At 40.6% G+C, this 26,200-nt stretch carries 24 protein-coding genes; 2 read left to right on the top strand and 22 right to left on the bottom strand.

All coding sequences use genetic code 11. The features are described from left to right. Positions 1 to 58: 58 nt before the first annotated feature. The 8 genes from ACNAN0_RS04360 to ACNAN0_RS04325 all read right to left on the bottom strand — a co-directional run bounded on the left by ACNAN0_RS04360 (position 59) and on the right by ACNAN0_RS04325 (position 9,479). Positions 59 to 262 carry a heavy-metal-associated domain-containing protein gene (locus ACNAN0_RS04360; protein WP_230913511.1) on the bottom strand — a complete coding sequence of 68 codons (204 nt, stop codon included), beginning with the start codon at positions 260 to 262 and terminating at the stop codon, positions 59 to 61. A gap of 50 nt (positions 263 to 312) precedes the next feature. Then, positions 313 to 2,787 carry a heavy metal translocating P-type ATPase gene (locus tag ACNAN0_RS04355; protein ID WP_416353977.1) on the bottom strand — a complete coding sequence of 825 codons (2,475 nt, stop codon included), beginning with the start codon at positions 2,785 to 2,787 and terminating at the stop codon, positions 313 to 315. Between the two features lie 99 nt (positions 2,788 to 2,886). Further along, the gene (locus ACNAN0_RS04350) at positions 2,887 to 4,977 is read right to left on the bottom strand and encodes a heavy metal translocating P-type ATPase (protein WP_416353976.1); all 2,091 of its coding nucleotides are present in this window, start codon (positions 4,975 to 4,977) and stop codon (positions 2,887 to 2,889) included. 353 nt (positions 4,978 to 5,330) lie between these two features. Next, positions 5,331 to 5,774 (bottom strand): CopY/TcrY family copper transport repressor, encoded by a 444-nt coding sequence (locus ACNAN0_RS04345; protein ID WP_416353975.1) that lies wholly within the window; start codon positions 5,772 to 5,774, stop codon positions 5,331 to 5,333. 59 nt (positions 5,775 to 5,833) lie between these two features. After that, positions 5,834 to 6,463, bottom strand: coding sequence for an NAD(P)H-binding protein (locus tag ACNAN0_RS04340; protein WP_416353974.1), 630 nt, complete (start codon positions 6,461 to 6,463; stop codon positions 5,834 to 5,836). A 133-nt stretch (positions 6,464 to 6,596) separates the two neighbouring features. After that, the gene (locus ACNAN0_RS04335) at positions 6,597 to 7,244 is read right to left on the bottom strand and encodes a LysM peptidoglycan-binding domain-containing protein (protein WP_416354170.1); all 648 of its coding nucleotides are present in this window, start codon (positions 7,242 to 7,244) and stop codon (positions 6,597 to 6,599) included. A 332-nt stretch (positions 7,245 to 7,576) separates the two neighbouring features. Next, positions 7,577 to 8,605 carry a matrixin family metalloprotease gene (locus tag ACNAN0_RS04330; RefSeq protein WP_416353973.1) on the bottom strand — a complete coding sequence of 343 codons (1,029 nt, stop codon included), beginning with the start codon at positions 8,603 to 8,605 and terminating at the stop codon, positions 7,577 to 7,579. Between the two features lie 28 nt (positions 8,606 to 8,633). After that, positions 8,634 to 9,479, bottom strand: a complete 846-nt coding sequence (locus tag ACNAN0_RS04325) for an aldo/keto reductase (RefSeq protein ID WP_416353972.1) — start codon at positions 9,477 to 9,479, stop codon at positions 8,634 to 8,636. 100 nt (positions 9,480 to 9,579) lie between these two features. Here ACNAN0_RS04325 and ACNAN0_RS04320 point away from each other — a divergent pair, with 100 nt between their 5' ends. Further along, positions 9,580 to 10,446: an aldo/keto reductase gene (locus ACNAN0_RS04320; RefSeq protein WP_416353971.1), complete on the top strand. Its 867-nt coding sequence runs from the start codon at positions 9,580 to 9,582 to the stop codon at positions 10,444 to 10,446. Positions 10,447 to 10,567: 121 nt separating this feature from the next. Here the strand turns inward: ACNAN0_RS04320 and ACNAN0_RS04315 are convergent, their stop codons facing one another. The 3 genes from ACNAN0_RS04315 to ACNAN0_RS04305 are packed head-to-tail and all read right to left on the bottom strand — an operon-like array spanning position 10,568 to position 13,149. Next, the gene (locus ACNAN0_RS04315; protein ID WP_230913518.1) at positions 10,568 to 11,239 is read right to left on the bottom strand and encodes a type 1 glutamine amidotransferase; all 672 of its coding nucleotides are present in this window, start codon (positions 11,237 to 11,239) and stop codon (positions 10,568 to 10,570) included. Positions 11,240 to 11,245: 6 nt separating this feature from the next. Then, the gene (locus ACNAN0_RS04310) at positions 11,246 to 12,019 is read right to left on the bottom strand and encodes a YibE/F family protein (protein ID WP_416353970.1); all 774 of its coding nucleotides are present in this window, start codon (positions 12,017 to 12,019) and stop codon (positions 11,246 to 11,248) included. Continuing rightward, the gene (locus ACNAN0_RS04305; RefSeq protein WP_416353969.1) at positions 12,016 to 13,149 is read right to left on the bottom strand and encodes a YibE/F family protein; all 1,134 of its coding nucleotides are present in this window, start codon (positions 13,147 to 13,149) and stop codon (positions 12,016 to 12,018) included. Before ACNAN0_RS04305 ends, ACNAN0_RS04310 begins: the two co-directional genes overlap by 4 nt. Positions 13,150 to 13,167: 18 nt before the next feature. Between ACNAN0_RS04305 and ACNAN0_RS04300 the strand changes: the two genes are divergently transcribed. Next, the gene (locus ACNAN0_RS04300) at positions 13,168 to 14,994 is read left to right on the top strand and encodes a monovalent cation:proton antiporter family protein (protein WP_416353968.1); all 1,827 of its coding nucleotides are present in this window, start codon (positions 13,168 to 13,170) and stop codon (positions 14,992 to 14,994) included. Positions 14,995 to 15,066: 72 nt separating this feature from the next. Here the strand turns inward: ACNAN0_RS04300 and ACNAN0_RS04295 are convergent, their stop codons facing one another. The 11 genes from ACNAN0_RS04295 to ACNAN0_RS04245 form a co-directional block, all read right to left on the bottom strand. Beyond that, positions 15,067 to 15,642 carry a hypothetical protein gene (locus tag ACNAN0_RS04295; protein ID WP_416353967.1) on the bottom strand — a complete coding sequence of 192 codons (576 nt, stop codon included), beginning with the start codon at positions 15,640 to 15,642 and terminating at the stop codon, positions 15,067 to 15,069. A gap of 29 nt (positions 15,643 to 15,671) precedes the next feature. Then, positions 15,672 to 16,901 (bottom strand): ABC transporter permease, encoded by a 1,230-nt coding sequence (locus ACNAN0_RS04290; RefSeq protein WP_230913523.1) that lies wholly within the window; start codon positions 16,899 to 16,901, stop codon positions 15,672 to 15,674. Continuing rightward, positions 16,898 to 17,581 (bottom strand): ABC transporter ATP-binding protein, encoded by a 684-nt coding sequence (locus ACNAN0_RS04285; RefSeq protein WP_230913559.1) that lies wholly within the window; start codon positions 17,579 to 17,581, stop codon positions 16,898 to 16,900. The genes ACNAN0_RS04290 and ACNAN0_RS04285 overlap by 4 nt, the downstream gene beginning before the upstream one ends. Then, the gene (locus tag ACNAN0_RS04280; RefSeq protein ID WP_416353966.1) at positions 17,574 to 18,680 is read right to left on the bottom strand and encodes an efflux RND transporter periplasmic adaptor subunit; all 1,107 of its coding nucleotides are present in this window, start codon (positions 18,678 to 18,680) and stop codon (positions 17,574 to 17,576) included. The genes ACNAN0_RS04285 and ACNAN0_RS04280 overlap by 8 nt, the downstream gene beginning before the upstream one ends. A 315-nt stretch (positions 18,681 to 18,995) precedes the next feature. Next, positions 18,996 to 19,682 carry a helix-turn-helix domain-containing protein gene (locus ACNAN0_RS04275; RefSeq protein WP_416353965.1) on the bottom strand — a complete coding sequence of 229 codons (687 nt, stop codon included), beginning with the start codon at positions 19,680 to 19,682 and terminating at the stop codon, positions 18,996 to 18,998. A gap of 323 nt (positions 19,683 to 20,005) precedes the next feature. Then, on the bottom strand, positions 20,006 to 20,290 hold the full coding sequence (locus ACNAN0_RS04270; protein WP_416353964.1) for a hypothetical protein: 285 nt from the start codon (positions 20,288 to 20,290) through the stop codon (positions 20,006 to 20,008). 85 nt (positions 20,291 to 20,375) lie between these two features. Further along, the gene (locus ACNAN0_RS04265; protein ID WP_416354169.1) at positions 20,376 to 21,752 is read right to left on the bottom strand and encodes an amino acid permease; all 1,377 of its coding nucleotides are present in this window, start codon (positions 21,750 to 21,752) and stop codon (positions 20,376 to 20,378) included. Next, positions 21,742 to 22,221 carry a hypothetical protein gene (locus ACNAN0_RS04260; protein ID WP_416353963.1) on the bottom strand — a complete coding sequence of 160 codons (480 nt, stop codon included), beginning with the start codon at positions 22,219 to 22,221 and terminating at the stop codon, positions 21,742 to 21,744. Before ACNAN0_RS04260 ends, ACNAN0_RS04265 begins: the two co-directional genes overlap by 11 nt. A gap of 164 nt (positions 22,222 to 22,385) precedes the next feature. Further along, a complete protein-coding gene (ald, locus tag ACNAN0_RS04255) occupies positions 22,386 to 23,504 on the bottom strand; it encodes an alanine dehydrogenase (protein WP_416353962.1) in 1,119 nt (372 codons plus the stop codon). A gap of 388 nt (positions 23,505 to 23,892) precedes the next feature. Next, on the bottom strand, positions 23,893 to 25,089 hold the full coding sequence (locus ACNAN0_RS04250) for an acetate/propionate family kinase (protein ID WP_230913530.1): 1,197 nt from the start codon (positions 25,087 to 25,089) through the stop codon (positions 23,893 to 23,895). A gap of 21 nt (positions 25,090 to 25,110) precedes the next feature. Next, complete coding sequence (locus ACNAN0_RS04245; RefSeq protein WP_416353961.1) at positions 25,111 to 26,124, bottom strand: class I SAM-dependent methyltransferase; 1,014 nt, start codon at positions 26,122 to 26,124, stop codon at positions 25,111 to 25,113. Positions 26,125 to 26,200 lie beyond the last annotated feature (76 nt).

Below are 26,200 nucleotides of genomic sequence, written 5' to 3'. Positions count from 1 at the left end.
TTGAGACCGATCTATTAAATTACTTCTATTAACATCAAATTTGTTTCACAAGTAAAAATTACTGAATGCTTTCAACACTGTAGTGTGTTTCTGCCAAGGCATCGATCAAATCTTGATCTTTGGGGTCGCCAGTAACAACGGCTTGCTTACTGTCCAAATCAACTTTGACTGAGTCAACACCAGCGACAGCATTAAATGCTTTGGCAACATTCTCCGTACAACCTTCACACTTCATACCTTTAATTGCAACTGTTTTTGTCATAAAAAATCGCTCCTTTAAATTTAGAATAGTTTTTAATCTTTGTTACCTAATTATAAAGCTCGTTGAAACTTGGGTTTGTAGCCCCGCAAACGTAGGGCATTCAAAACAACTGAAACGGAACTGAAACTCATGGCTGCCCCAGCAATCATTGGGTTCAACAATGGCCCACCGAATATGTACAGTGAGCCCATGGCAATCGGAATGCCGATCACGTTATAAGCAAAAGCCCAAAACAGGTTTTCCTTGATATTTTTGATGGTCTGCTGGCTTAAATCAATGGCCGTTGCCACCGTCATCAGATCTTGATGCATTAAGACAATATCAGCAGAATCAATGGCAATATCCGTTCCATTACCGATGGCGAAACCTACCTGAGCTTGGGCTAAAGCAGGTGCATCATTGATGCCATCCCCAACCATGGCAACGACTTGAGCTTCTTTTTGTAGCGATTGAATCGCAGCCACTTTACCGTCGGGTAAAACGTCACTGATCACCTGATCAATGCCTAATTGAGCTGCAATGGCTTGAGCGGTGGCCGCCCCATCACCCGTCAGCATCACAATTTTTTCACCCATCGCTTTTAATTGTTGGATTGCCGCTTTAGCATCGGGTTTGACTTGATCAGCAACAGCGACAATGCCCAGGACTTCGTTATCTTTGGCAATCAGCATGGCCGTCTTACCTTGTTGGGCAAACGTGCTTTGTTGTTGCTTTAGAGTAGTTGACAAGTGCCGCTCAGCCATCAGTTTCTGGTTGCCAATGGCTAACTCGTGACCAGCAACTTGACCGGTGACCCCTTGACCCGCAATAAAATGCAATGCCGTTGCAGTTGGTAAGGCTTGTTTTGCTTGTTTCGCGGCGGCTACAATAGCGGCAGCTAAAGGATGTTCCGAACCTTGTTCAATACTGGCAATTTGTGCTTGTAACTTTGTTTTTTCTGCGGTTGATAATCCTGGAAAGTACCAATCAGTGACTTCTGGCTGGGCTTTTGTCAACGTACCGGTCTTATCAAAAACGATGGTATCGATTTGACTGGCTGTTTCGAGAGCAGCGCCATTTTTTACCAGGATCCCATTTTCAGCGCCTCGACCAGTCCCTACCATAATTGCAGTGGGCGTTGCCAGGCCCAGGGCACAAGGACAAGCAATGACCAGAACAGAAACGAAAATCGTCAATGCGAAGGCTAATGATTGCCCGGTCAATAGCCAAGCAATGGTTGCCAGCGTGGCTAAAATCATGATCGTTGGGACAAAGATGCCCGCAATTTTATCAGCCAGTCGTGCGATAGGTGCTTTAGTGGCTTGAGCATCTTCAACAAGTTTCACGATTTGCGCCAATGTTGTCTGATTTCCAACACGTGTGGCTCTGATCAATAATTGACCTGTTTGATTCAACGTCCCTGCAGTAACGGCATCTTCGGCAGCTTTTGCCACTGGCATACTTTCACCGGTTAGCATGGATTCATCTACGTTACTGCTGCCGGAAAGGACTTGACCATCCACGGGAATATTCGCACCGGGTTTGATCATCAGAATATCATTAAGCTGCAGATCAGCAACTGGCTGCTCTATATAGGTATCGCCACTTTGGACCCAAGCTGTTTTAGGTGCCAGATCCATCAATTTCGTAATGGCTGACCCTGTTTTTTGTTTTGACTTGGTTTCAAAATAACGACCTAGGGTGATCAAGGTTAAAATCGTGACGGCAGCTTCATAATACAATTGATCGTGAAAGCCAACATTGGTTATCATCATCAAGCCGGTATTGATCAAACTGTAAATAAAAGCCGCAGAAGTCCCCACAGCTACTAAGCTGTCCATGTTGGGATGCCCCGTAAACAAAGTTTTATAGCCCACCGAGTAATAACTGCGATTTAAATACATGACCGGTAAGACGAGAACTAACTGGGTCAATGCAAACGTTACTGGATGTAAAGTTGGTTCTAAGAAGCTAGGCAGCCAAGCGCCCAACATATGGCCCATACTGATGTATAACAATACAACTGTGAAAATAGCGGACCAGATGAAGCGTTGTTTTAGATCAGCCAGTTGATGATCTTTCTTCTCCGCCAAGGCTTCGGCTTGCTCTGGATGAGCCACCTCATCAGCCAGTGTGGCGCCGTAACCAGCATCAGTGACAGCCTGTTCAATGGCCGCATTGTCGGTAACAAAATTATCAAAGCTAACTCGCATTTTTTCTGCGGCTAAATTGACTTGTACTTCGATCATTCCGGGTAATTGCTTCACGGCTTTTTCGATTGTCTGAGCACAGCTGGCACATACCATGCCATCGATCGCAAAGTTTTCCGTGGTCAACTGGGCATTGGCGCCATAGCCGGCATCAGCAACGGCTGTTTCAATTTGAGCCACAGGGGTCACATTGGGGTCAAAATCAACTTGCATCGATTCAGCCGTTAGATTCACGTTAGCCTCAGTGACACCGGGTAATTTTTTAGTGGCTTTTTCCACCGTTTGTGCACAACTGGCACACATCATACCATCTATATTAAAGCGGCATTCGCTCATGAACTCACCTCAATTTCAATTTAATAAAATGATTACGTTTTAAAATTAACATTATCGTTTACAGATGTAAATAATAGTTTAATAAATTAGGGTTTTGCCTTAAATTTCGGTTTGCCCTAATTTCAGCGTCAAAGCGTTAATGGCAACGATCACGGTACTTAAAGACATCAGTACGGCACCGGCCATCGGACTTAAGACAAAACCGATTGGAGCTAATACACCAGCGGCTAATGGAATCGCTAAAATATTATAACCCGCACCCCACCAGAGGTTTTCAGTCATTTTACGCGTGGTCTTGCGAGCCAAATTTAAGAATTCTACCACATCATTAGGGTTGCTTTTAACTAAGACGACATCGGCAGACTCAATTGCCACATCGGTGCCACTACCAATGGCGATCCCAATATTTGCCCGAGCTAGGCTAGGCGCATCGTTCACACCGTCTCCGATCATCAAAACTTTACCTTTCGTCTGATATTCGCGAACTAATTTTTCTTTATCTTCTGGTAATAATTGTGCTCGGACTTCCGTGATGCCAAGTGTTTGTGCAACCTTTTGCGCTGTTTGGGCATTATCTCCAGTCAGCATAACTGGGGTAATGTCTTGTTGCTTCAAAGCAGCGATCAAATGCTTAGCTTCTGGTTTGATTGCATCCCCTTCAGCAACGTAGGCTAAAACATCACCATCCTGTAAGAGAAAGCTGATTGAATTCCCGTTGGCAGCTAATTGCTCAAATTTAGCTTGCTCAAACTGGATATTTTGCTGAACTAAGTAAGCCATTGAGACAATTTGATAGGTCTGACCAGACACATCGCCTGACAAACCGACCCCAGTCAATTGTTGAACATTTTGAGCCTTGGTGAAAGTAACTTGATCAGCCTTGGCAGCGTTCACGATACCAACAGCTAAAGGATGAGAGGATCCGGCTTCCAGACTGGCAAAGATCTGCAAGGCTTGTGACTTAGTTAGCTGGTTAGATAGTGTGTCATAGGCATTGACCTTGAAGTCCCCTTCAGTCAATGTTCCAGTTTTATCCATCAACGCATATTTCAAATCTTTAACTTGTTCTAACGCATTCCGATTCCGAATCAATAACCCATTCTTAGCGGCAATCGATGTGCTCCGAGCTACGACTAAGGGAATTGCCAAGCCTAAAGCATGCGGACAAGCAATAACGAAAACCGTCACTGCCACCGGCAAAGCAGTAGCCAGATCTGTTTGAAACAGCCAAATAATAAAGGCCAAAATGCCAGCAAATAAAGCGGCATAGAACAACCAACCAGCAACTTTATCTGCCAAATTTTCTTGTGCTGATTTTTCTTGTTGGGCTGAATTGACTAATTTCATAACTTGCGCTAAAAAACCATTCTTCCCGGTACCCGTCACAGTTAATTGAAAAGTACCATCGCCATTAACTGAACCACCAAATACTTTGTCATCAACGTGCTTGGTGATCTGTTTAGACTCACCTGTGACCATGGACTCATTCACATTAGATGTCCCTTCAACAATCGTGCCATCAGCTGGAATTTTTTCGCCAGCTTTGACCAGCAGATGATCGCCTTCCTGGAGATCACGTATCGGTACTTCCTGCGTGGCACCCTCTACCAGCTTGTGTGCCGAGCTTGGTAATAATTTGGCAAGATCATCCAAAGCTGAGCCAGCGTTCATTACCGCATTCATTTCGATCCAATGGCCCAGCAGCATGATATCGATCAAAGTTGCCAACTCCCAAAAGAAATCCATGACCATTGGAGTCACATGAAAAATATTGTTGGCGATCACTGAGTAAATACTGTAAATATAGGCAACCCCGATGCCCATGGTGATCAAAGTCATCATTGCTGGGGCTTTACTTTTTAATTCACCGATAGCACCTGAGAAGAAAGGTTTACCACCATAGAAAAACAGCACGGTTCCGATGACCGCAACGACCCATTCACTACCTGAAAAAGTGATCAATGGCTGTGTCAACCCCATGAACGACGTCAGCAACAAAATGGGCAAAGTCAGCACAAGGGAAACCCAAAATTTCTGTTTCAAGTTGCCCATGTGCATCATATGTCCCCCATGCATCATCATGTCGCCACCCATATCGTCCATATCCATATCAGCCATATCATGATCCATATGTGACATAGCCATTTTATGATCGTGCCCCATTTCTGAAGCCAGCTTATCTTTTGTCATTACGCTACCCCCTATAACCTTGTTTCATTAATTTACATTTTAAGTTTACAATTGTAGTCGTAAAAATGCAAGTCTTAAATTTAAGTTGAACGCAATTCGTAAATTTCCTCGATAACCCGCTATGTAAAAAAAGCGCATGGGATAAAGGGTTTTTAAACCATAAATAGTCGTAATTAAATAGGTGGCTGAAAACAAAACGTTAGTTTTGTCTCAGCCACCCGTCAGCTTTAGAGCCAATTAAATTTAACCGTGTTTCACAAGGCAACCACCTCACCTAACCACGAATCACTCAAATGGAAAAGCCGCCATTTATCGTGCTTCTTATTAGTACTTAGTCGTTGCCCGCCTTTGTCTCACGCGCCACCCTTTAACTTAAAATCAGCGGGTAAGCAATCACAGGCCACTGCCTCTGGCGCTGTTTTGATTTTTTCAGCTAGTTGTGCTTGTAACTTCTCAATATCACTGCGGCTGAGCGTTAACTCGCCTAATAGATGGTGCACGGCCTCGCCACGACGCATCTGACATAGATGGTTGAACAGTGTCGTCGTCGCATCATCAATTGCCCGCTGCTCCGCAATTGTTGGCCGATAAATAAATGCCCGACCCTTTTTTTCAGTGACTAATGCACCTTTTTTGACAAGCCGACCAATCAGCGTTTTGACAGTTGGCGCCTTCCACGACATCTTTTCTTGCAGGACATCGATTAAAGTCCGACTCGTGGCAGTGCCTAGCGTCCAAACGACCCGCATGACTTCCCATTCAGCATCGCTTATTTCTATTTTTTGTTCCACTTGCATCCTGTTCACCTATCCTTACGTGCACCATATGCTAACAGCATTTAGTCTAAAGTACAAGTTTAAACATGATGAACACCGACATGTTTTTGCCGATATATCTTTTTAGCCATAATTGTGACAAAAGCTTGAGCATAGTCTTTGTAACTTAAGAAACTCTTGCCATCATCATCAGTCGCAAAAACATCATCAGTGATCACATATTTACCAGTTAACCCACCCATATAACTAAAATCAGCCGCTGGTGAAACATAAGTCCAATTCACATCTTTAGCAGCCTTCAAGGTCGCTAAAGATTGAGCCATCGCTGTTGCAGTTGGTTTAAAAGCACTCGGAAAATCAGGTGCATCTTTAAGTTGCTGCGTGTGGGCAGTATCAAGCCACAAACTACCGGCCCCACCGACGATCATTAAATGGATCTGAGTCCCCCGTACCAATTCGATCAAGTGCTGCGTAGCTGCATCAAATTTAGTAGTATCGTCTGGGAAATTAACCGCACTAACTAAGACATCCAGTGCTTGCACATCAACTGGGGTCAAAGCAAATAAATCTTTGACTAAAGTCGTATAGCCTTGATCTTGATCAGTTTCTTGACGAACAATGGCCGTAACTGCCATACCGCGATTTACCGCTGCTTTAGCGATCAATGCACCAGCTTTACCATTTGCGCCAATAATACCTACTTTTAACATAATTATCCTCCGTATTTATAATCTTCATTTATCATTCTACCGTATTTTTATAAATAACGTTAAAAAAAGCCTTAACATTTAGAATTCAATGTTATCGGCTTTTAAAAACGTTATTATAATTTTTTAGGTTATCTTAGCTTAAAACTTGAACATTAGCATACATGATACCAGCAGATGGAATTTGTGCGTTTGGCATCGCAACATCCAACTGGCGTGAGTTACTATATGCAAAAGTACCGGTATCATTAACCGTTCGATACCAAACAGTGCCATCAGATAACGTTATCTTTAAGCGGGTGCCCTTTGGAAAGACGGATAGATTGGCAGCCACGCCACCATAACCCATATTCGAACCTAAGACAGCAGGATCATAAAAAGATAACTTAAATGTGCCTTGATCTTGACCAGACTGAGCGGCTGTTTGTGTACTTTGAGTTGCTGGTGCAGCTGGCGTCGTTTGAGCTGACTGTTGTTGAACGACAGGGGCTTGTGTCACACTTGTCTGTTCAGCTGCTGGCGCTGTCGTATTTACCTGAGTCGCAGCCGCTTGGCTATTATCTGGAATCGTCAACGTTTGCCCTGGATGAATCAACGCATAGATACTAGACAAGCCATTAGCTTGTGCTAATGCTTGGACAGAGACGCCGTACTGCTGCGCAATCGTCCATAAAGAATCCCCTTGCTGCAAGGTCACTTGGCGTGTACTTGTTTGTTGGGTCTGTGTTTGGGTATTGGGTGCAGCTGCAGCACTAGTCTCAACTTTTTGTCCTGGGTAGATCAAGTTGGGATTTTTGATTTGGTTCGTTTGAACTAAGTCAGCCACCGTTGTTTGATTGTCGATCGCAATTTGTGATAAAGTGTCCCCCGATTTAACGGTCACTTGTTGTGCACTGGCAACAGTTGGCGCCGCCACTGACGCTAAAAACGCTGCTGCCATTACAGATGATGAGAGTTTCTTGTTTCCCCGCATAAAAAGCAAATCCTCCTAAAAATGTTTTCAATGGATCACATTATTCTAATAATCTAAGAAGAGTATAACACTGGGGTTATTACAAAACAGTTACCAATGTTACAAGTAGATGTTAATCTCAATAAGAATTTATTTTTAAATTATCAGAAACTACCTTGAATTTTTTGAAAAAAGGCTTTGATCTGCTGCCCTTCTTCTTGAGATTGTGCCTGAGGATAGGCTTGTGGGAAATAATTTTGTAAATTGAAAGCAGTAATCAATTGCTTAAAATCTGCACGAGCTTTGCGAATTTGTTGATCACTAGCAGCTTCATTATTGGTGATCGTTTTGACGCTGGTTTTCGTGCGCTGCAAAATTTGCGTTTGTTGTGCCGTCAAATTATCACGGTGACTAACTTTTTGAATCATCCCAGTGATCACTGCAGCCAGCGACGCCCGACCATTTTGTAGTGGATCAGCCAAAGCAGTTAAATCAGTGGGATAAGGCGTTTGTCCGGCAACCTGTTGATAACTTTCAATGGTCATGTTTTGATGCAGCGCAGATTGCATACGCGACAAACTAGCCTTGAGAGCTTGAATATCATAATTAGAAGCTTGTTGTACTTGTCCTGTGGCAACTTGACTAGGCGACATGACATCATGATAGGACTGAGGGGCGTGGGCTAAGCCTAATGCATGACCAAATTCATGGATGATCACATTTAAAGTATCATTCTCATTATTTGCCCTAGTCATATCCGCCTGATTTAGCAGCAATAAGTGATTTGTCCCTGTCAATCCAGAATAATTCAGCAGATCATCATTAACATAAGCCAAGTAAACATCGGCTTTGCTTACATTATTAGGCTGTGGCTGAATCAGCGTTTGACCAGCTGCTTGATTCCACCAGGCAGCGGCTTGTCGAGTTAGCGCACGCTGCTGCGTATTTAAATAGCTATCGTTGTAGTATAAAACCCCTTCTTGATTGACCAGCCACCAATTATTAAGGGACTGCCAATTAGCTGGCGCTGCTTGATTGGAAACTTGATTTTGCGCCTCGCGCACCCGGCTAAAGATCTGTTGACGTTGTGTAAAATCATGATATTCTTGATAAATTTTGGGGATCATTAAACCGAAAAATACGATCAGGCTTAAATACAGGACAAATTTTAAGCTTCGGCCGAAAATGTGCATTCGATCATCCTTAATATATAATCTTCAATTAAATTATTTCTAGAGGTTGTTTGTGTGTCGGTGCTGGATAATATTGATCCAACTGTGCCAGTTCATCAGCTGTAAAAGATATGTCAGCTGCAGCAACATTCGCTAACATGTGTGCTTTTTGACCAGAACGTGGGATCGTAATTACTTCATGATGCCGTAAAACCCACGCAATTAATAACTGTTGTACAGAAATATGTTTTGCCGCCGCCATCTCGGCCAAAATTGGTTTTTGGTCAAGATAATGGCCCTGTGAAGAACCAAGTGGTGAATAACCAATACAAGCAATTCCTTGAGATTTTTGATAAGGCAATAGATCATACTCGATCCCACGACTTTGAATATTATACAACACCTCATTGACAAAGCAGTCCTGACCACCAGGTAAAGCTAACAGTGCCTTCAAATCAGCAACGTCAAAATTTGAGACACCAAAATGCTTAATATAGCCAGCTTTTTGCAAAGCCTGCATGCCAGCTAATGTTTCTGCCAATGGTGTCCCACCACGCCAGTGATACAGATATAAATCAAGATAGTCTGTCTGTAACCGGCGTAAAGATTGTTCTAAACTCTTTTTCATCGCTTTTGGCGTTGCATGAGATGGTAAAAATTTGGAAATCAAAAAAATATTTGTCCGCTGGTAATCTTTAAGTACTTGACCAACCAATGTCTCTGACTGACCATTCCCATACATCTCCGCAGTATCTACCACATTGATGCCTTGATCCAGCCCAGCTTTAATTGCTGCCATTTCTTGATTTGTTTGTGCCTGTGAGCCTTCACCTAGGTACCACGTGCCAATACCGATCTCTGTAAGCTTATGATTTTGAACACTTAATTGTTTCATATCATCATCTCCAAGAACTATTATAAAATAAATATTTGACTTTCCTATGACCTAACTCCTAAAATACCATTGAAATTCAAATAAAGGAGTGCTGCTAATTATGGCTGAAATCAATGCAAAAAACGCGGGCACCTTATCATTAGGCGACCGAACGTTTAATCGTTTAGGCTACGGGACCATGCAATTACCTGGAAAAGGTGTTTGGGGTCCATCTGAAAACCCCGAAAATGCCGTTAAAGTCCTACAAAGTGCGGTCGAATTGGGTATCAATTTTATTGATACCGCCGACGCCTATGGGCCCTTCTTCGCCAACTTGTTAATGAAAAAAGCCTATGCACCTTACCAGGGAGTATATAGTGATTTATTTATATCCACCAAAGTGGGGCAGACGCGCCAAGGACCTAACTTGTGGACACCAGATGGCCGGCCAGACTACTTGCGTCAACAAGTCGAATTAAATCTCTGGTCTTTGGGTGTCGATCACATTGATTTGTTATTTTTACATCGGATTGATCCCAAGGTGCCTTTAGCTGAGCAGCTGGGTGAACTTAAAAAAATGCAAGCCGAGGGTAAGATCAAACACATTGGCCTCAGCCAAGTTAGTGTTGCTGATCTAGAAGCCGCTGAAAAGATCGTTAAAATCGATGCCGTTCAAAATCGCTACAACGTGATTGACCGTGCAGATGAGGCTGTTTTAGATTATGCCGAAGCCCATCAGCAAATTTTTGTACCTTGGTTTCCATTAGCGACTGGTAAGCTTGCAGAACCCGGCAGTGTGCTAAGCAAGATTGCTGAAAAATACCAGGCTCAACCAGCTCAAATTGCTTTGGCTTGGTTACTACAACGTTCGCCAGTTATTTTGCCAATTCCAGGAACAGCCAATTTGGCTCACTTGAAGCAAAATGTCAGTGCCGCAAATATTAAATTAGCTAAAGCTGACTTTGACGCCATTAGTCAATTAAAATAATGATGACACTTGATTAAAAAAGTGGCTATAAACAAAGCTAATGTTTTGTTTGCAGCCACTTTTTGTGTACGAACAATTAAATTTTAAACGTGTGCGAAAGGCAACACCTTTTATCACACGCTCAGCTATTGCGAATCGCTTCATAAATCATTTCGGTGATGCGCTGACCCGTACTCGTCCGCCAATCAAACTTTTGCATCTGAGCTAGACTTTGAACCGTTTCGCTGGGTTCATCTAAGTAGGCGGCATCCGCGGCTAATAACTGGTCTAACCCAGTCTGCGTCATCTCGGGATGAAATTGTAATCCATAGACACGATCACCAATACGGAACCCTTGCGCAGGACAATGATCATTGGTATAAATTTGCTGGGCAATATCTGGCAATTCAATTTTTTCACCATGCCAATGAAAAACTAAACCACTGGGCAGGTCTTCAACAGTTGAAGCGACTGGGAACCACCCTAACTCTTTATAGCGCATAGGTGCAACTCGACCATTAAACGCTAGGGCCACTTGCTGAGCACCTAAACAAATCCCAAGTACTCGGCCGCCATTTTGATAAACAGCTTTGATCAATTGCCGCTCCAATGGCAGCCAAGGTAAATCATCGTTGGCACTCATTGGACCACCCATCACAATTAGGAATGTCACTTGTTTTGGGTCAATCTTTTGAATTGCATTTGGCTCTTCATATAGCCGATGGTAAATCAATTGATCTTGAAAATGTGCCGCGATTGTTTCTAGCAAACCCGGACCTTCGTGGGGCACATGCATGATAATATCAATTTTCACACGTATTCACCTCTTACTTTTAGAAATCATGCGGTGACGCCAGCGTACGACCAAGAACGTAGTAAATGGTACCGTTAACGTCACAGCAATCATGGATAGGATCACTGACGCCACCTCAGCAATAAATAGTTTATCATTGATCAATAAAGCTGGCGAATATTTCAGCTCGATAAACCAAATGAATAAAGCTAAATAACCTCCAAAGAAGCCAAAGAACAAAGTATTATAAGCCGTGCCCATAATTTTACCACCGATGATTCGACCGTCATGATATAGCCGTTGATCCGTCAGATCTGGCGTTTCTTCAATCAATTCATTTAAGGCACTGACCATCGCGATACTAGCTTCCGCAATGGCCCCCAACGCACTCATAAGCAGCATCGCAGTCGCCACCTGGCCAAAGGACACGCCAATCAGTACGGAAAAAACACCTAATTCTTCATTTGTCTCATTCCCGAAGCCTTGTAACTGCCCAAAATACTGAACTGGCAAAATTAATAAGACTAGTAACACGATCGTCAACACGGAAACAATATAAGCAATTGTCCCGGTTTTCAAATCCACCGGACTGAAATAGATAATGATTGCCAGAATCACTAAGCCAGAGATAAAAGCAGTAGCTAAGGGTGGTGTGCCTAAAGCAATCAGTAAGATCACAAAGAAAATAGCTAGAAAATTCAGAATCATCCCACCAAAAATACTAAAGGTATCTTTACCAGTGACTAATAACAATAAAACTAACAAAATAAGTGCTAAGGCACTGACGACTCCTAAACTCATCGTTTACCTCCTATAAATCGGCCAGCTAGTGCGCTGGTCAACGGTACAGTTAATACGATACCGATGGCACTAACTAGTGATTGTACTAAACCGAGATACATGGTCCAGTTGAAGGTTTCGACAATGCTATTGCCATTTCGCAAATACAAAATGGCCATTGGAATCGTATCCGCCATGAAAATTAGAAATAAGATGCTGATCAACGGACCAATAATTTGCTTACCCATATTTAAACCAGAGCGAAACACCTTGTGAAAGGGCAATCCTGGATTTTCATATTTAAGTTGATGCATGGCTGAAGTAATATCAGTACTCTCATCCATAATTGCACCCAGCACCCCAATCATAACCTGTGCCAAAAAGATTGTTTTAGGCTGCTGCACGGCATAGCTCACAGCTTCATAATGTATCCCCTGCTCATGAGTCAATTTTAAAACGAGTAAAAACAGTAAAAAACTGACCGAAGTCGCTGTAATTGTGGCTACCGATGAAACAAACATTTCCGCATTAAGGCCAAAAATCAAACCAATTGTAAATAACGTAAACAAAACAACTAACACGGCAAAAATAGGCAGCAGATGCTTCCCGTTATGGCGTAGTTCTAATTGAATCGCCAAAATAAATAACAAAACATTGACCAATAGACTTAAAATAGATAGGGCACCTTTTTTACGGACAATCACTAAAATCAGCAAAATGGTCAGCCAAATCAATGTCACGATCAACGTATCGCGTTTTTGGCCAATAATGACGGATCTACTAGGTGATTTAGCATTCAAGGTAACCAAAACTTGTTGCCCCGGATGATACTTCTGGTCTAATGCTTGAGAATAAGTATAGGTATTATGTAAATTAAATTTTTTATTTTTATGTTGCCCATTCAATATTTTTAAGGTAATATTTTGCGTCGTAGAATAGTCTACATTTTGATGGGTATCTTCATTTTTATGTTTGCTCAATGTTTGGGTCGCTGTGACTTGGGCAACTGTATATTTGTATAAAAAAGCGTTATGGCGCATAAAAATCGTCAGGCCAATGCCCATTACTAAAACAAGTGCAATGATCCAAAGATTGATTTGTTTTTTTGTCTGCTTCATTGCTTCGCTTCTTTCCGAAATATTTAATCGCATACCTAAAGGAGGCTCATTTTGGAAGATCTATCATTTCTAATCGTTATTTTTACGGCTTTAGCCACCCCATTGTTGTTAGCTAAATTCCACATTTCAAATTTACCCACGGCTGTTGCCGAGATTCTTGTTGGGATTATTCTCGGTAAAAGTCTACTAAATATCATACACGTGAACAGCACCTTAAATCAATTATCATCATTAGGTGTCATAATTCTATTATTTTTAAGCGGTATGGAAATCGACTTTACCTTATTTAAACCGCAAGTCGGTAAAGATAAACAATTTTGGACGCCACTTAAAATCGCCAGCAGCAGCTTTATAATCATTGTTGTCCTAGCCACTGGTCTAGCGTACATCTTAAAACTTTTGGGCCTGTTTACAGAATTGCCATTAGCGGCCATTATTTTTGCCACGATTGCCCTTGGTATTGTGATTGCCGCTTTGAAGGAACAAGAACTATTAAGTAAACCGCTAGGACAGACGCTGCTTTTGATTGCTGCCCTAGGTGAAGTGATTCCCCTGACAGCCCTCACGATTTACGCTTCCCTGCACAGTGCCCACGCAGAACGTGTCTGGCTGATCGCCTTAATTTTTTTGGCCGCGATTTTTCTGCTGACCCGTTCGCGTCGAATTTACCATTTCTTTGAAGCTATTGATAAATCGACGACACAATTAGATATTCGACTGGCATTTTTCTTGATCATTGCGTTAGTTTCTATCGCTGAAGGTGTGGGTGCTGAAAATATCCTGGGAGCCTTTTTAGCTGGGATCGTGATGAAACTTTTACGACCAAAGGAGGAAACGCAAAACAAACTGACTTCATTAGGCTATGGCTTTTTCATTCCAATTTTTTTCATTATGACTGGTGTCAAGTTAAATATTCGCGCCCTATTTGCTGATCCGCAAGCTTTGACGTTGATTCCAGTTTTCCTACTGGGGTTCATGTTAGCTAAGCTACCGATTTATTGGATTTTACGACGGCGCTTTAAAAATAGTAACGCCTGGGCGGGTACTTTTCTAAGTACCACGACGATTACGATCGTCTTGCCTGCTTTACAAGTAGGTCGGAATTTAAAAGTAATCACCGAAGCCCAGTCTGGTGCCTTCACGTTAGCTGCAATTATTGTCTGTGTCCTATTTCCAGTTTTGTTTAACAAATTTCATCAACCAGAACCAGAGGACCTTAAGAAGACAAAGGTTAATTTTATTGGTGCCAATTTGATTACCGTGCCGATTGCTCAGCAATTGATCAAGGGTTGGTATGATGTTACGTTATTCACCGACCGTGAAGATAATTACCGGACTTACAATTCTGAAGCCAATATTGTTTTCTTAGACAACTTAACTCAAGCCGCGTTGATTGAACACCAGGTTTTTGATACCGATGTTATTGTGATGGCTTATGCCGATCATGAACGAAATTATGAGCTCTCGCAATGGGCTCTAGATGAAAATGTCCCTCGTATCATCGCCCGCTTCGAAACTAAAAATGTCGCAAATGATCAATATGATCGCTTAACAGAACAAGGCGTGGAAGTTTTCAATACTTTTGAAGCTAATATTTCCATGTTACGAAGCATGATCGAAGCCCCTGCGACCTTTAAAATCATTACGGATACCGATTCAGGTCTCTTTGAAGTCACCGTTAATAACCGACGCTTCACAGGTCTGGAAATCAAAAATTTACCATTTATTAATGATATTACCATTGCCCGAATTTATCGCAATCATGAGTTCTTTGCACCTCATGGTGATACAGAACTTCAACAAGGCGATCATCTGATTTTTACCGGTAACAAAACTATAATTCGTAATATTCGACAACAATTAGAGATTGAAAATTAAATTTCTCCAGCTAAAAAAGAAGCGTTTGGAAACAAGGCATTAGTCTTGTACCCGAACGCTTCTTTTGTCATTTTAAAGTGAATACTTGCTAAAGATTGGCATTAAAGCAATTACCAGTTGGACAACAAACACTACTGTGATAATCCAATAGCCAACTTGTAGGTCCTTTACTAAATATTTGAAGAAGCCATACAATAAACCAATCGTAACCAAAATTTGAATGACCGTGACCACTATTGTAAATGTAGTATCCACAATTTGATGTTGCTCGATCAGCATGGCAATAATATTGATTAATTGTGAAACAATCAAAGAAATGGCAGTGCTAATATAAAAGCTACGTTTAGCGAGCTGATTGATTTCTTTAGTCATGGTCCTTTTTTTGATCGACATTACAATATAATACAGTAGGAATTGTAAGTACACTGTCACAAATAAACCAATGACAATCCCGATCACACCGCTTATCGAACCAATCACAGCAATCATTGCTCCACCATTACTGCCTACTTTACCTAACGCTTCATGAACTTTAGGATCGGGAAATAGAAATAAGGAAAAGAACAAAGTCAACAAACTTGTCAAAGCCATGATGATCATAAACATACGTGTATCTGATACTGATGCATTGTTGAACCATTTTTTCATGGAACACGCTCCTTTGTACTGGGTAAATCTTAACGAATAATATCGATCAAATCTTTCTTGCTGGCACTAGATGCTGGCATGACCCCAAATACAAGCCCAACGAACGTGGAAACCCCAAATGCAAGTAAGAAGGAACTAAAATCAACACTGATCGGGAATGGTAGTGCTAATCCTATCAGAGCAGCAATGGCTAACCCTAATAGGTACCCCACCAGACCACCAATAATTGTTAAAGTTGCACTTTCCAATAAAAATTGCATTTTAATATTACTTTGTGTCGCACCCATTGCTCGACGAATCCCAATTTCAGTCGTTCGTTCAGCAACAGAAATATACATCATATTCATGACCCCAACACCGGCAATAAATAGTGAGATCCCTGCGATAGCTGCAATAAACGTTGTCACTGCCCCTAAGACTTTCCCAATACTATCAGTTGCCTGTGAAGGATCATTTGCTTCATACTTACCACTATTCCGTTGCGTCCCTGTTGCTTTTAGCTGCTTAACGGCTTCATTGAGTACTTTAGATGTTTTTTGCCCCTTGGTAATTGTAATGGATAAGGTGTTGCTCGTATTTCCTTTACCACGGCTATACTGAGCATAAGTCTGTTTTGGCACCTGAATATTGGCATACTGCAATTGACTCTCAGTGGACGTACTTAGATTAAAAGAAAAATTGACAGGTTCCCGTACACCAACAACTTCATACAGTTCTCCATCTACATCAATCCCCCGGCCAAGAGCAGCACGGCTATTCCCAAAAACACCTTTGGCTAAATCGGTATCGATCACAGCAACTTGCCGTTGTAAAAGATCATCCTGTGGTCTTAAAGCTCGACCATATTTAACAGCAGTACCTTTTTTACTGACCAAACCGATAACTTGCGACTGCATCTTACCATTGACATTATATGTCTGTTCAAAAATATTCTGATCCGTTTCTTTTTCAATCTTTGCCTTTTTAACACCAGAGATGCCTTCAACCAAAATAGCATCAGACTGATCAAAGCCCACCATTGAAGAACTAACCTCATCATCAGACTGATTGTTAGGCGTAAAAACAATCGTGCCTTGAGTTTCACCACGCGCATTGCTCGTCAGTTGTTTAGTCGTCCAATTTGAAAACCCATGGCCAATTGCCAAAATTGTGACAACAGCTGCGATCCCAATAACGATGCCGACCATGGTTAGGATACTACGCCGCTTATTTTTAAAAATCGACCGTAATGCTGTCTCCCATACTTCTTGAAATCTCATACTTCCACCTGCTTATCCGACGTAATTGCACCGTCAAAAATTGTGATCAACCGGTCGCCGTATTCTGATACACGTTTATCATGGGTTACAAGCAAAACTGTGGTGCCTTCATCTTCATTCAACTTTTTGAAAATTGCCATGATTTCACTAGATGTTTTTGAATCTAATGCACCGGTGGGTTCATCAGCCAAAACAAACTTAGGTTTATGCACAATAGCCCGTGCAATGGCTACCCGCTGCTGCTGCCCCCCTGATAATTCATTAGGGATCTTAGTGGCACTATTCGGTAATCCAACCTTTTCTAAAGCTTCTAAAACAATCGGTTTGGCCTCTCTTTTAGACATGCCGCCATATAGCAACGGCAATTCAACGTTTTCCAAGATTGTATTGTTCTGGATCAATTTAAAATTTTGGAAAACAAAACCAACACTTTGATTACGTAAACGCGACAAGGTTCGGTCATCGATTGTATCGTATGACTGACCATCGAATTGGTATTCACCCTCAAATGAACGGTCAATAAAGCCCAACACATTGATCAACGACGTCTTACCAGCGCCTGAAGGTCCCATAATTGAAACAAACTCTCCGGAATCAATACTCAAATTGATGTTTTTGAGCACATGAAACTGACTATCCCCATTTTGGTAGTATTTATTTACATTTTTTAGGTTAATCAGCACTACTGTTGACCTCCTGTCCAGATTTCATATTCTTATCAGGATTGGCCACAATTTTATCTTTCAAATCTAATCCGTTATCCAAGTAAGTGACACCATTGTCTTTGCTGACACGGACTTCAGTTTTGACTGCCTTATTTTTGACAACTCGATAAACATAACTCTTACCTTTTTCTTTAACAATTGCGGCACTCGGGATACGAATGGTATTTTGTGGTACCTTAATTTGAACATTGAAGCCATTGACCAAGCGTTGATCAATTTTAACCGTAAATTTATAGTAAGAAACACTACTACTTGAAGTCCCGGCACCCGCACCACCGGCAGTTGCAGCTGTAGCACTTGAACCAGCCCCACTTTGAGTTGGCACGTTATCAACACTTAAGATCGTACCCTTCAATTTAGCACCTGAACTAATTGGCAATACAGTCACTTGTGTCTGTGGGCGAATTTTGGCATAGTCGTATTCAGAAATCTGACCATTAATTACTTGACCATCACTGATAATTTTCATTGATGGCATCCCTGTTGTTGTGTTAGCGGTATCATCAAGTGAAATCGTGCCTGAAATAGAAGCTTTTACAATCGGATTCAACCGATTTTGGAGATTACTTACCTGAGTCTCGCCTTGTGAAACGGCTAATTCATCTTGGGATAATTGGTTCCGCGCTTGCTGGATGCCTGACTGATCTTGAGCACCAGCTGTCGCTTGCTGTGCCTGGTTCAAAGCTTGTTGGTCCTGTTGCACGGCTAAACGTGCTTTGGCTAAACTAGCTTGTGCTTCATATAATTGGTCTTCAGCTGAACTATCATGCAATGTCATCAAGACTTGTCCAGCTTCAACATGCTGTCCATCTTGAACGTTGATCTGCGATAAAGTTAAAGTGCCAGATACTGGTGTCGTAACATCCACCGTATTATCTGAGGCGATTTGTCCCTTGAGTAGTAATGGAGAATCACGCTTGATTGTTACGATTTGATAATTTGTGTGGTTGCTAGAACGACTGCGAGCAATACCAATTCCAATCATTGCAATGATAAGTACCACCACAATCACCAATCCAATAATAAATCCGCGCTTTTTAAAAACTGACTTCATCAATGTTGCCTCCATAAATTAATCTACAATGTATTCTTGTTCTAGATTACAGTAAAAAATAGTATCTGTCATTGAATTTCGAAATAATTTTGAATTTTTCAGGCTTAAAATACGTTTATCACCAAATCGCAACGAAAAAATATTTTTTTGTCATTATCGTCAAAGTATGTATGTTCATTAAAATTACTAAATACTGACCCTTTGCTTAAGTATTTACTTATCAAAGATCGAACGATCCATCTTTAGACATCACGAAAAAAATAAGCCAAAGGATTTTCCCTTGGCCTATTGCTGGATTGACACAGTGATGTTTGATTATCTGCTCTTTAATTCTTGAATATAGCGATAGATTGTTGGCTCTGAAACCTGTAAAGCACGGGCAACATCAGATACAGAGTACTTCATATTAAAGACGCCCTCTTTATTCAGTTGCGCAACAATTTTACGACGGTCACGTGCCTTAAAATTCTCTTGATCAATGCCATAACTTAAAACAATTTGATCTATTTTATCGCGAACCATCTGGTGAACCTTATCTGCAAAACTAAGCTCTTCTTGCTTTTTGGCTTTACGTCCTATAGCAACTTCATTGCTCAAGCTATTCACAACTTCAGCATCCAATTGATATAGTTTAGCCAGATTTGTACTTACACGCAAAAGTGACATAAATGGGGACACATCTGTGATCACACTAATTGCAAATTCTGAATGCTCTCGTCCCATTAATAAAATTGATAAATTGACAGTTTTATGTTTCAAATTAAACTGTTCATGGAATTGCTTCAAGCCACTATTTACTGCTGCTTGAATACGGTCAAGTATGACATCTGGCGTCTTATCACCTTCACGCGCATCAACGATACTGCCATTTTTCACCTGAACAACTGGAAAATCACCTGTTCTCAGCTCCGTTAAAATAATATCACTATTTCTACCTTGTATTCTACCGATATATTCTACTAAATTGTTATAATCCACTTGTTGTGTTTCTCCTAATGTCATAGTTTTCCACATCCTATGAATGTTTCTTGTATTGTGTCACAGAAAATCTTGATGTTAATTTGTATTACTTCATTAATGATACTTGACTTGTATCACCCGTTGCAAATTCTATTTTCACCTCCGAAAATATAAATTTGAACGCACATACTAAAATAACATAGTTTAGCCAAAAAAATCAATAATAATATTATATTTTAACATTTTATATAAAAATATAGTTGTGTACAATTTTAAAACATCAAATTATATTAATAATATCAAGAAAAGAAGCTAGTATGTCAGATCAACCAACACACTAGCTTCACAAAAGTCTCATTATTAAATTAATAAACAGGCTTATTTAATGCCTGATGTTTCTCATCGGCATTAACTTCATCGATTACCTCAGTCAACACGTCATGTGCCAACAGTTTTGCGCGAATTGTTGTCGGTGATTTGGCTTCATCCCCGTCTAAAAACGCAACGTGCTTCATTTTAAAATCTTCATACTCATTAGTATCAACTACATTAGCGCCTAAATCACTTCTTAATTGTGTTTCTGCTTTTTGCTGATCATCACTAAAAATAAAACTTGATTTGTAACCCACTGAACCTAACCATGCTTGCATTATTCATATGCCCCCTGCAATTTACTCATTAAATGCATTATAGGCATATTTAAAATAAAGGCAAGTTTAAAAGTTTCAACGCTAACTATGATTGGGTTCTTTTTAAAATATGTGTATGCCGTATGCCTAGCAGCGTCATGATCAACAACCAGATAATGGATGCCATTGCTGCCGTCAAAGTAGAACGATTGATCAAGAGAACGGCCAAGACAATTCCTAAGAAAACCAGAACAAAATAATCGGCAAACGGAAATAATGGTGATTTGAAAATACTTTTAGCTGAATTAGCGCTATGTTTATAACGCAAGTGTGTGACAACAATACTGCCCCAAATAAAAATAAAAGTTGTCGTAGCCACAGATGTAATAAAGGTAAAAACAGATTCAGGAATTACAATATTTAACAACACTGAAATCGCAATAACCACTGATGAAAAAACTAAGGCAACCGCAGGCACCTTTTGCTTAGATAATGTCCCTAATGGCTTTAACAACTTAGACTTGGTGTCATAAGTCAAAGAATAAAGCATTCGTCCGGTGCTAAAGACGGCACTATTGCAAGCAGACGCGGCCGCTGTGATAACCACAAAATTAATAATATCCGCCGCAGCTCGAATCCCAACATTTTGAAAGACCAACACAAAGGGGCTTTGATCTGGTAGTACCCGATTCCAAGGAAAGATCGAAATAATAACAAATAAAGCACCAACATAAAACAAAATGATTCTTATCGGAATATTATCGATCGCCACTGGCAATACCTTATCAGGATCCTGAGTTTCAGAAGCAGTCAGACCGACTAACTCGATCCCAACAAAACTGAATACTACCATCTGAAACGAAAACAAAAAGCCTTTGAAACCTTTAGGAAAAAAACCACCATAATTGATGATATTACTAAAACTGGCATGACCAGCATTGGTTTTATAATGCGTAAAAATCATGAATAGACCCACGCCAATCAATAGTAAAATTGCAACGATCTTGATCAGTGCAAACCAAAATTCTGTCTCCCCAAAAGCGCCTACGGTTATCAGATTCAGCAACAATAAAATTGCTAGTAAAATCAAACCCGGTAACCACTGCGGCACTTGAGGCAACCAAAACTTGATATACAAACCCACAGCGGTGATTTCGGACATAGCAATTGCGACCCAGCAAAACCAATAAGTCCACCCCGCAACAAAGCCAGCTGTTTCACCCAAGTATTCACGAATAAATTCAACATAAGAATGATAGTTTAAATTAGAAAGTAATAATTCACCTAATGCTCGCATTAGAAAAAAACAGGCAATCCCCGTGATCAGGTAAGCCAGCACAATCGAGGGCCCAGCATAATTGATTGCTTTACCAGAACCTAAGAACAAGCCAGTCCCAATCGTCCCGCCAATGGCAATCAACTGAACATGCCGATTCTTTAAGTTACGCGCCATCTCTGGCTCTTGTTTATGCTCAATCATGATTTTCCTCCATCATTTCCACTTCAATTCGTTTATCTGGAATGCCATGTTTCCTTAAGAACTGCTGCAACATTTGCGGTGAAGCTTTGAAGCGTAATTTTATTCGCTGCAAAGTTCCAAACTGACAAACAACCTGCGTATCTTGCGGTTTTAGTTGAATAATCTGGATATGGGTCACTAGTGGGTAGGGTTTTACAGCGCTTAGACCACCAATGACGCCCCAATTTGATAAACCCTTTTGCCAACAAGCAAACACTAAAAAAGCGATGCCGATAAAAATATTGCTGCTAGCATCTATGAGGTCAGTATTAAAATATTTGATTGAGCCAAACGAAAGCCCGGCAATTATAATACCAATTGTCAATCTAAGCCAATTCATTCGACTACGGAATTTTAATTTCAACAAATCAAGGCCCAAAATCACCAGTAAAACAACTGACATCAACAAATAAACATAATCCAATATTCCCATGCTCTCATCCAATCAATTAAATTAAAAAATATACCAAAGAGTAATTCTACAGCAATTTTTAATCATTTAATAGTATAAATGAAAAAACTCTTTTACTGCTTTATTAAATTTTAATAATAAGGCAAGATAAAAGAGTTTCTTAAATCAATTTTTAAAGGCTACGATTACTGTTTAACAGTTGGTTCATTAAAGGGAATGTAAGACCGCTCGAGGCTGGTAGCCACAGCTTGATCTGTAACGTGACCATCATAGGTGTTGATACCCGTTAAAATAGTTGTATTGTTTTGAGCTGCGGCAACAATGCCCTGTTTGGCAATTTGAACAGCATACGGAATTGTGATACTGGTCAAAGCATCTGTCGCTGTTTTAGGTACAGCACCAGGAATGTTGGCAACTGCATAATGTAACACGCCATGCTTAACGTAAATAGGATCATCAAACGTACTAGCATGATCGGTAGTTTCAAAAATCCCACCTTGATCAATTGGAATATCTACGATCACTGATCCAGGCGCCATGCTTGCAATCATTTCTTCTGTTACTAGCGTAGGTGCCTTAGCTCCCGGAATTAAAACAGCCCCAATAACTAGATCTGACCGCTTAACAGTTTCGGCAATGTTCGCATGATTAGAGAATAATGTTTTAATATTACCGGCAAACAAATCGTCAATGCGCGCTAAAGCACTAGGATTAATATCCAAAATTGTAACGTCCGCGCCTAAGCCTAAAGCTGTTTTCGCAGCATTGAAGCCAACAGTACCAGCCCCAATAACTGTCACACGTCCGTTACGGACACCTGGTACACCAGAGAGTAGCAAACCCTTACCACCATACTGTTCTTGTAAGAATTGAGCTCCAATTAAAATCGACATCCGTCCAGCAACTTCACTCATAGGGACCAGGGCTGGTAACCCACCATCTCGCCCAACCATCGTTTCATAGCCGATAGCAGTCACCTTAGCAGCCAATAACGCATCTGTCAAAGTTGGATTAGGTGCTAGATGTAGATAAGTATAGAGAATTAGGCCAGGTCGAAAATACTTATATTCCTCAGCTAACGGTTCTTTGACCTTGATGACCATATCCGCCTGCCAAGCATCAGCTGCCGAAACAATTTTTGCACCGGCGGCTTTATAAGCATCATCAGAATACCCAGCGCCAATGCCAGCACCAGTTTCAACTAAAACTTCCTGACCAGCATGAATTAAATTCGTGACACCGGCTGGCGTAATGCCAACTCGATTTTCATTATTTTTAATTTCTCTGGGAATGCCAATAATCATGATAACAAACTCCTCTCCTAGCTTGTTCAACAACAAAACCAACAAAAAAGTTATAATACGATAATTCTAATCTTCAACCAAATTTATTGTATTATAGCCCATTTTATTTTACAAAACATACGCTCAAGGAATTTTATATTGCATTCGACCTCATGAGCGTAATCTTAAAGCTAAGTTTAAATTCAATACCATGATCATAAAAATAGTGGCTGAAAACAAAACGTTAGTTTTGTCTCAGCCACACGACTATTTGTTGTTTAAATGTGTTTTAAAGAGCAGCGACCTAACGATGAATCGCTCAAATGGAAAAGGCCACTATTAGTGTGACCCTTGTTATTGCCCGATCACTGAAGGCATTTATCTCACTTCCGTTTATTTTAGAAGTCTCCTATGCTTTGATATTTCCTAAAGTAACTGTATCCCGAGCAATCATCAACTCTTCATTAGTTGGGACTAACAAAATATTGATCTTAGAATCATCAGCGCTGATGATTCGATCTTTGGCCATAATATTGTTCCGGTCGGCATCGAGTTTTGCACCAATAAAGCCTAGTTTATCAACGATTCTAGCACGCATCTTAATATCATTTTCACCCATGCCAGCTGTAAATACCAATGTATCTAAGCCACCCATAATAGCAACATAGGAACCAATGTATTTAACGATACGATTGACGAAAATATCAATCGCAAGTTTTGATTCAGGACGTTCATCACGAGTTTCTTCCAATTCACGCATATCTGGTGATAAACCGGAAATGCCTAATAGGCCTGATTTTTTATTCAAAATATCGATCATATCTTCGGGATCAGTAATGTTTAGTTTTTGCATCAGAAAGGCAACTAAAGAAGCATCAATATCACCGGAACGCGTGCTCATTGTAACTCCAGCTAATGGCGTAAAACCCATCGAAGTATCTAGCGATTTACCATCTTTAACAGCCGTCACTGACACCCCACTGCCCATGTGGAGCGTAATCATTTTTTGTGATGCTAGAGGTACATTCAACAATTTAGCAGCATGCTGGCTGACGTAACGATGGCTCGTCCCATGGGCACCATACTTACGAGCCCCATATTTTTTATAATATTCCATAGGGATACTGTATAAAAAGTTCTCTTCTGGCATCGTTGTATGGAAAGATGTATCAAAGACAGCGACTTCAGGAACATCTGGTAAGATTTTGCGGAAAGCCTCAATACCCTTAGCTTCAGCTGGATTATGTAGCGGGGCATATTCTGCAAGTTCCTTAATTTTTTGCAAATTCTCATCATCAACTAATGCAGAAGATTTGAAAAATTCGCCGCCAGCAACAACTCGATGGCCGACACCATTGATCTCAGAAAAGTCTTTAATAATATCTAGATCGATCAACGTATCCATTAACTTTTTAACAGCGATTTCTTGATTAGGAATATCACCGGTCTCTTTAGTTTTTTTACCATTAAATTTAACGGTAAAAACTGAATTTGATAAACCTAAGCGATCAACCATTCCTTCAGCAATGACTGTTTCCTCGGGCATGGTAAATAACTTCCATTTTAATGTCGAACTACCGGCATTGACAGCTAAGATCTTTGACATATGAACCCCTCTATTCTTTCTCTATTTACTAAAATATTTTTGACGCCAAGCGATCAATTCTTGACGGAACTTTTGCAAACCCGCTTTATCGTTAAAATCTGGCAAATCTCCAAGCAGCACCTGTCCTACTTGTTGCGCGTCAGAACCATGCTTTTGGACGATCAATATCGACTTGCGACTGGCTTCGTCACGAAACAGCTTGGCTGGCAAATTTAATAAACCTTGAAAATAAGCTGTCGTTGTTAAAAACTCAGTTAGTTGCTTGGCTTCATCACTTTGAAAAATAGTTGTTGGAATTACAAAAAAGCCCAATCCCCCCGCTTTTAGTGCATGGATACTTTGCTCAATCATCAAATGGTGAACATAGGCATGACCACTTTTAGCGCGAGTTTTAAAGTTTTTAGTATTTGCATCAATTGGATAATAGCCTACTGGTAAATCCGATACCACTAAATCAACATCTTTCGCCAAAACTGGCATAATAGCATCTTGATGGTATAAATCTAAATTGATCAGCAGCCATTGACTAAATACAGCAGCCAATTCAAGAAGTAGATCGTCATTATCAATACCAATGCCCTGCAAAGAAATATCTTGATCTTGCTGTAACTGCTGCATAACTGTCAATATCAAATTGCCACTTCCAACAGCAATATCAAATACATGTCCTTGATCCGGTAGAGCAGTTAATTCATCCACCAAAAAGGCAATTAATGCTCCAATGGCATCCGGTGTTATTTGTTTATTTGGTTCGACTTTATCCGTTTGTATACCCTTAAAAGCCAATAACTGCAAAGTTTGTCGCCGTGTTTGTAAGTCAAATTGATCTAAATCTAGCTTTTGATAAAGCGCTTTAATTTTTGCAATTGTCTCACTTGTCGGTCGCTCATTTTCTACCTTTACGTTTTTATGATCCAAAATATTACCTAAATTTTCAGCCAGAGCATCTAAATAGGTCGTATTTAAATCTTTTCGTAAAAATTCGGTAGATTGGTCTAGTAAATCAAAAAGTCGCTTGACTGGTCGCTCAGTCAAATTCATCACCTCAGGTTAAAATCATACTAGTTTATTGTACCGATAGCTGAATTATTTGGCAACCAATTTCATGTTT

Source organism: Agrilactobacillus fermenti (genome assembly GCF_047943045.1).
Taxonomy (GTDB): Bacteria; Bacillota; Bacilli; order Lactobacillales; family Lactobacillaceae; genus Agrilactobacillus; species Agrilactobacillus fermenti.
Note: the sequence above shows the minus strand (reverse complement) of the source record. Positions and strands in the feature narration are given on the sequence as shown.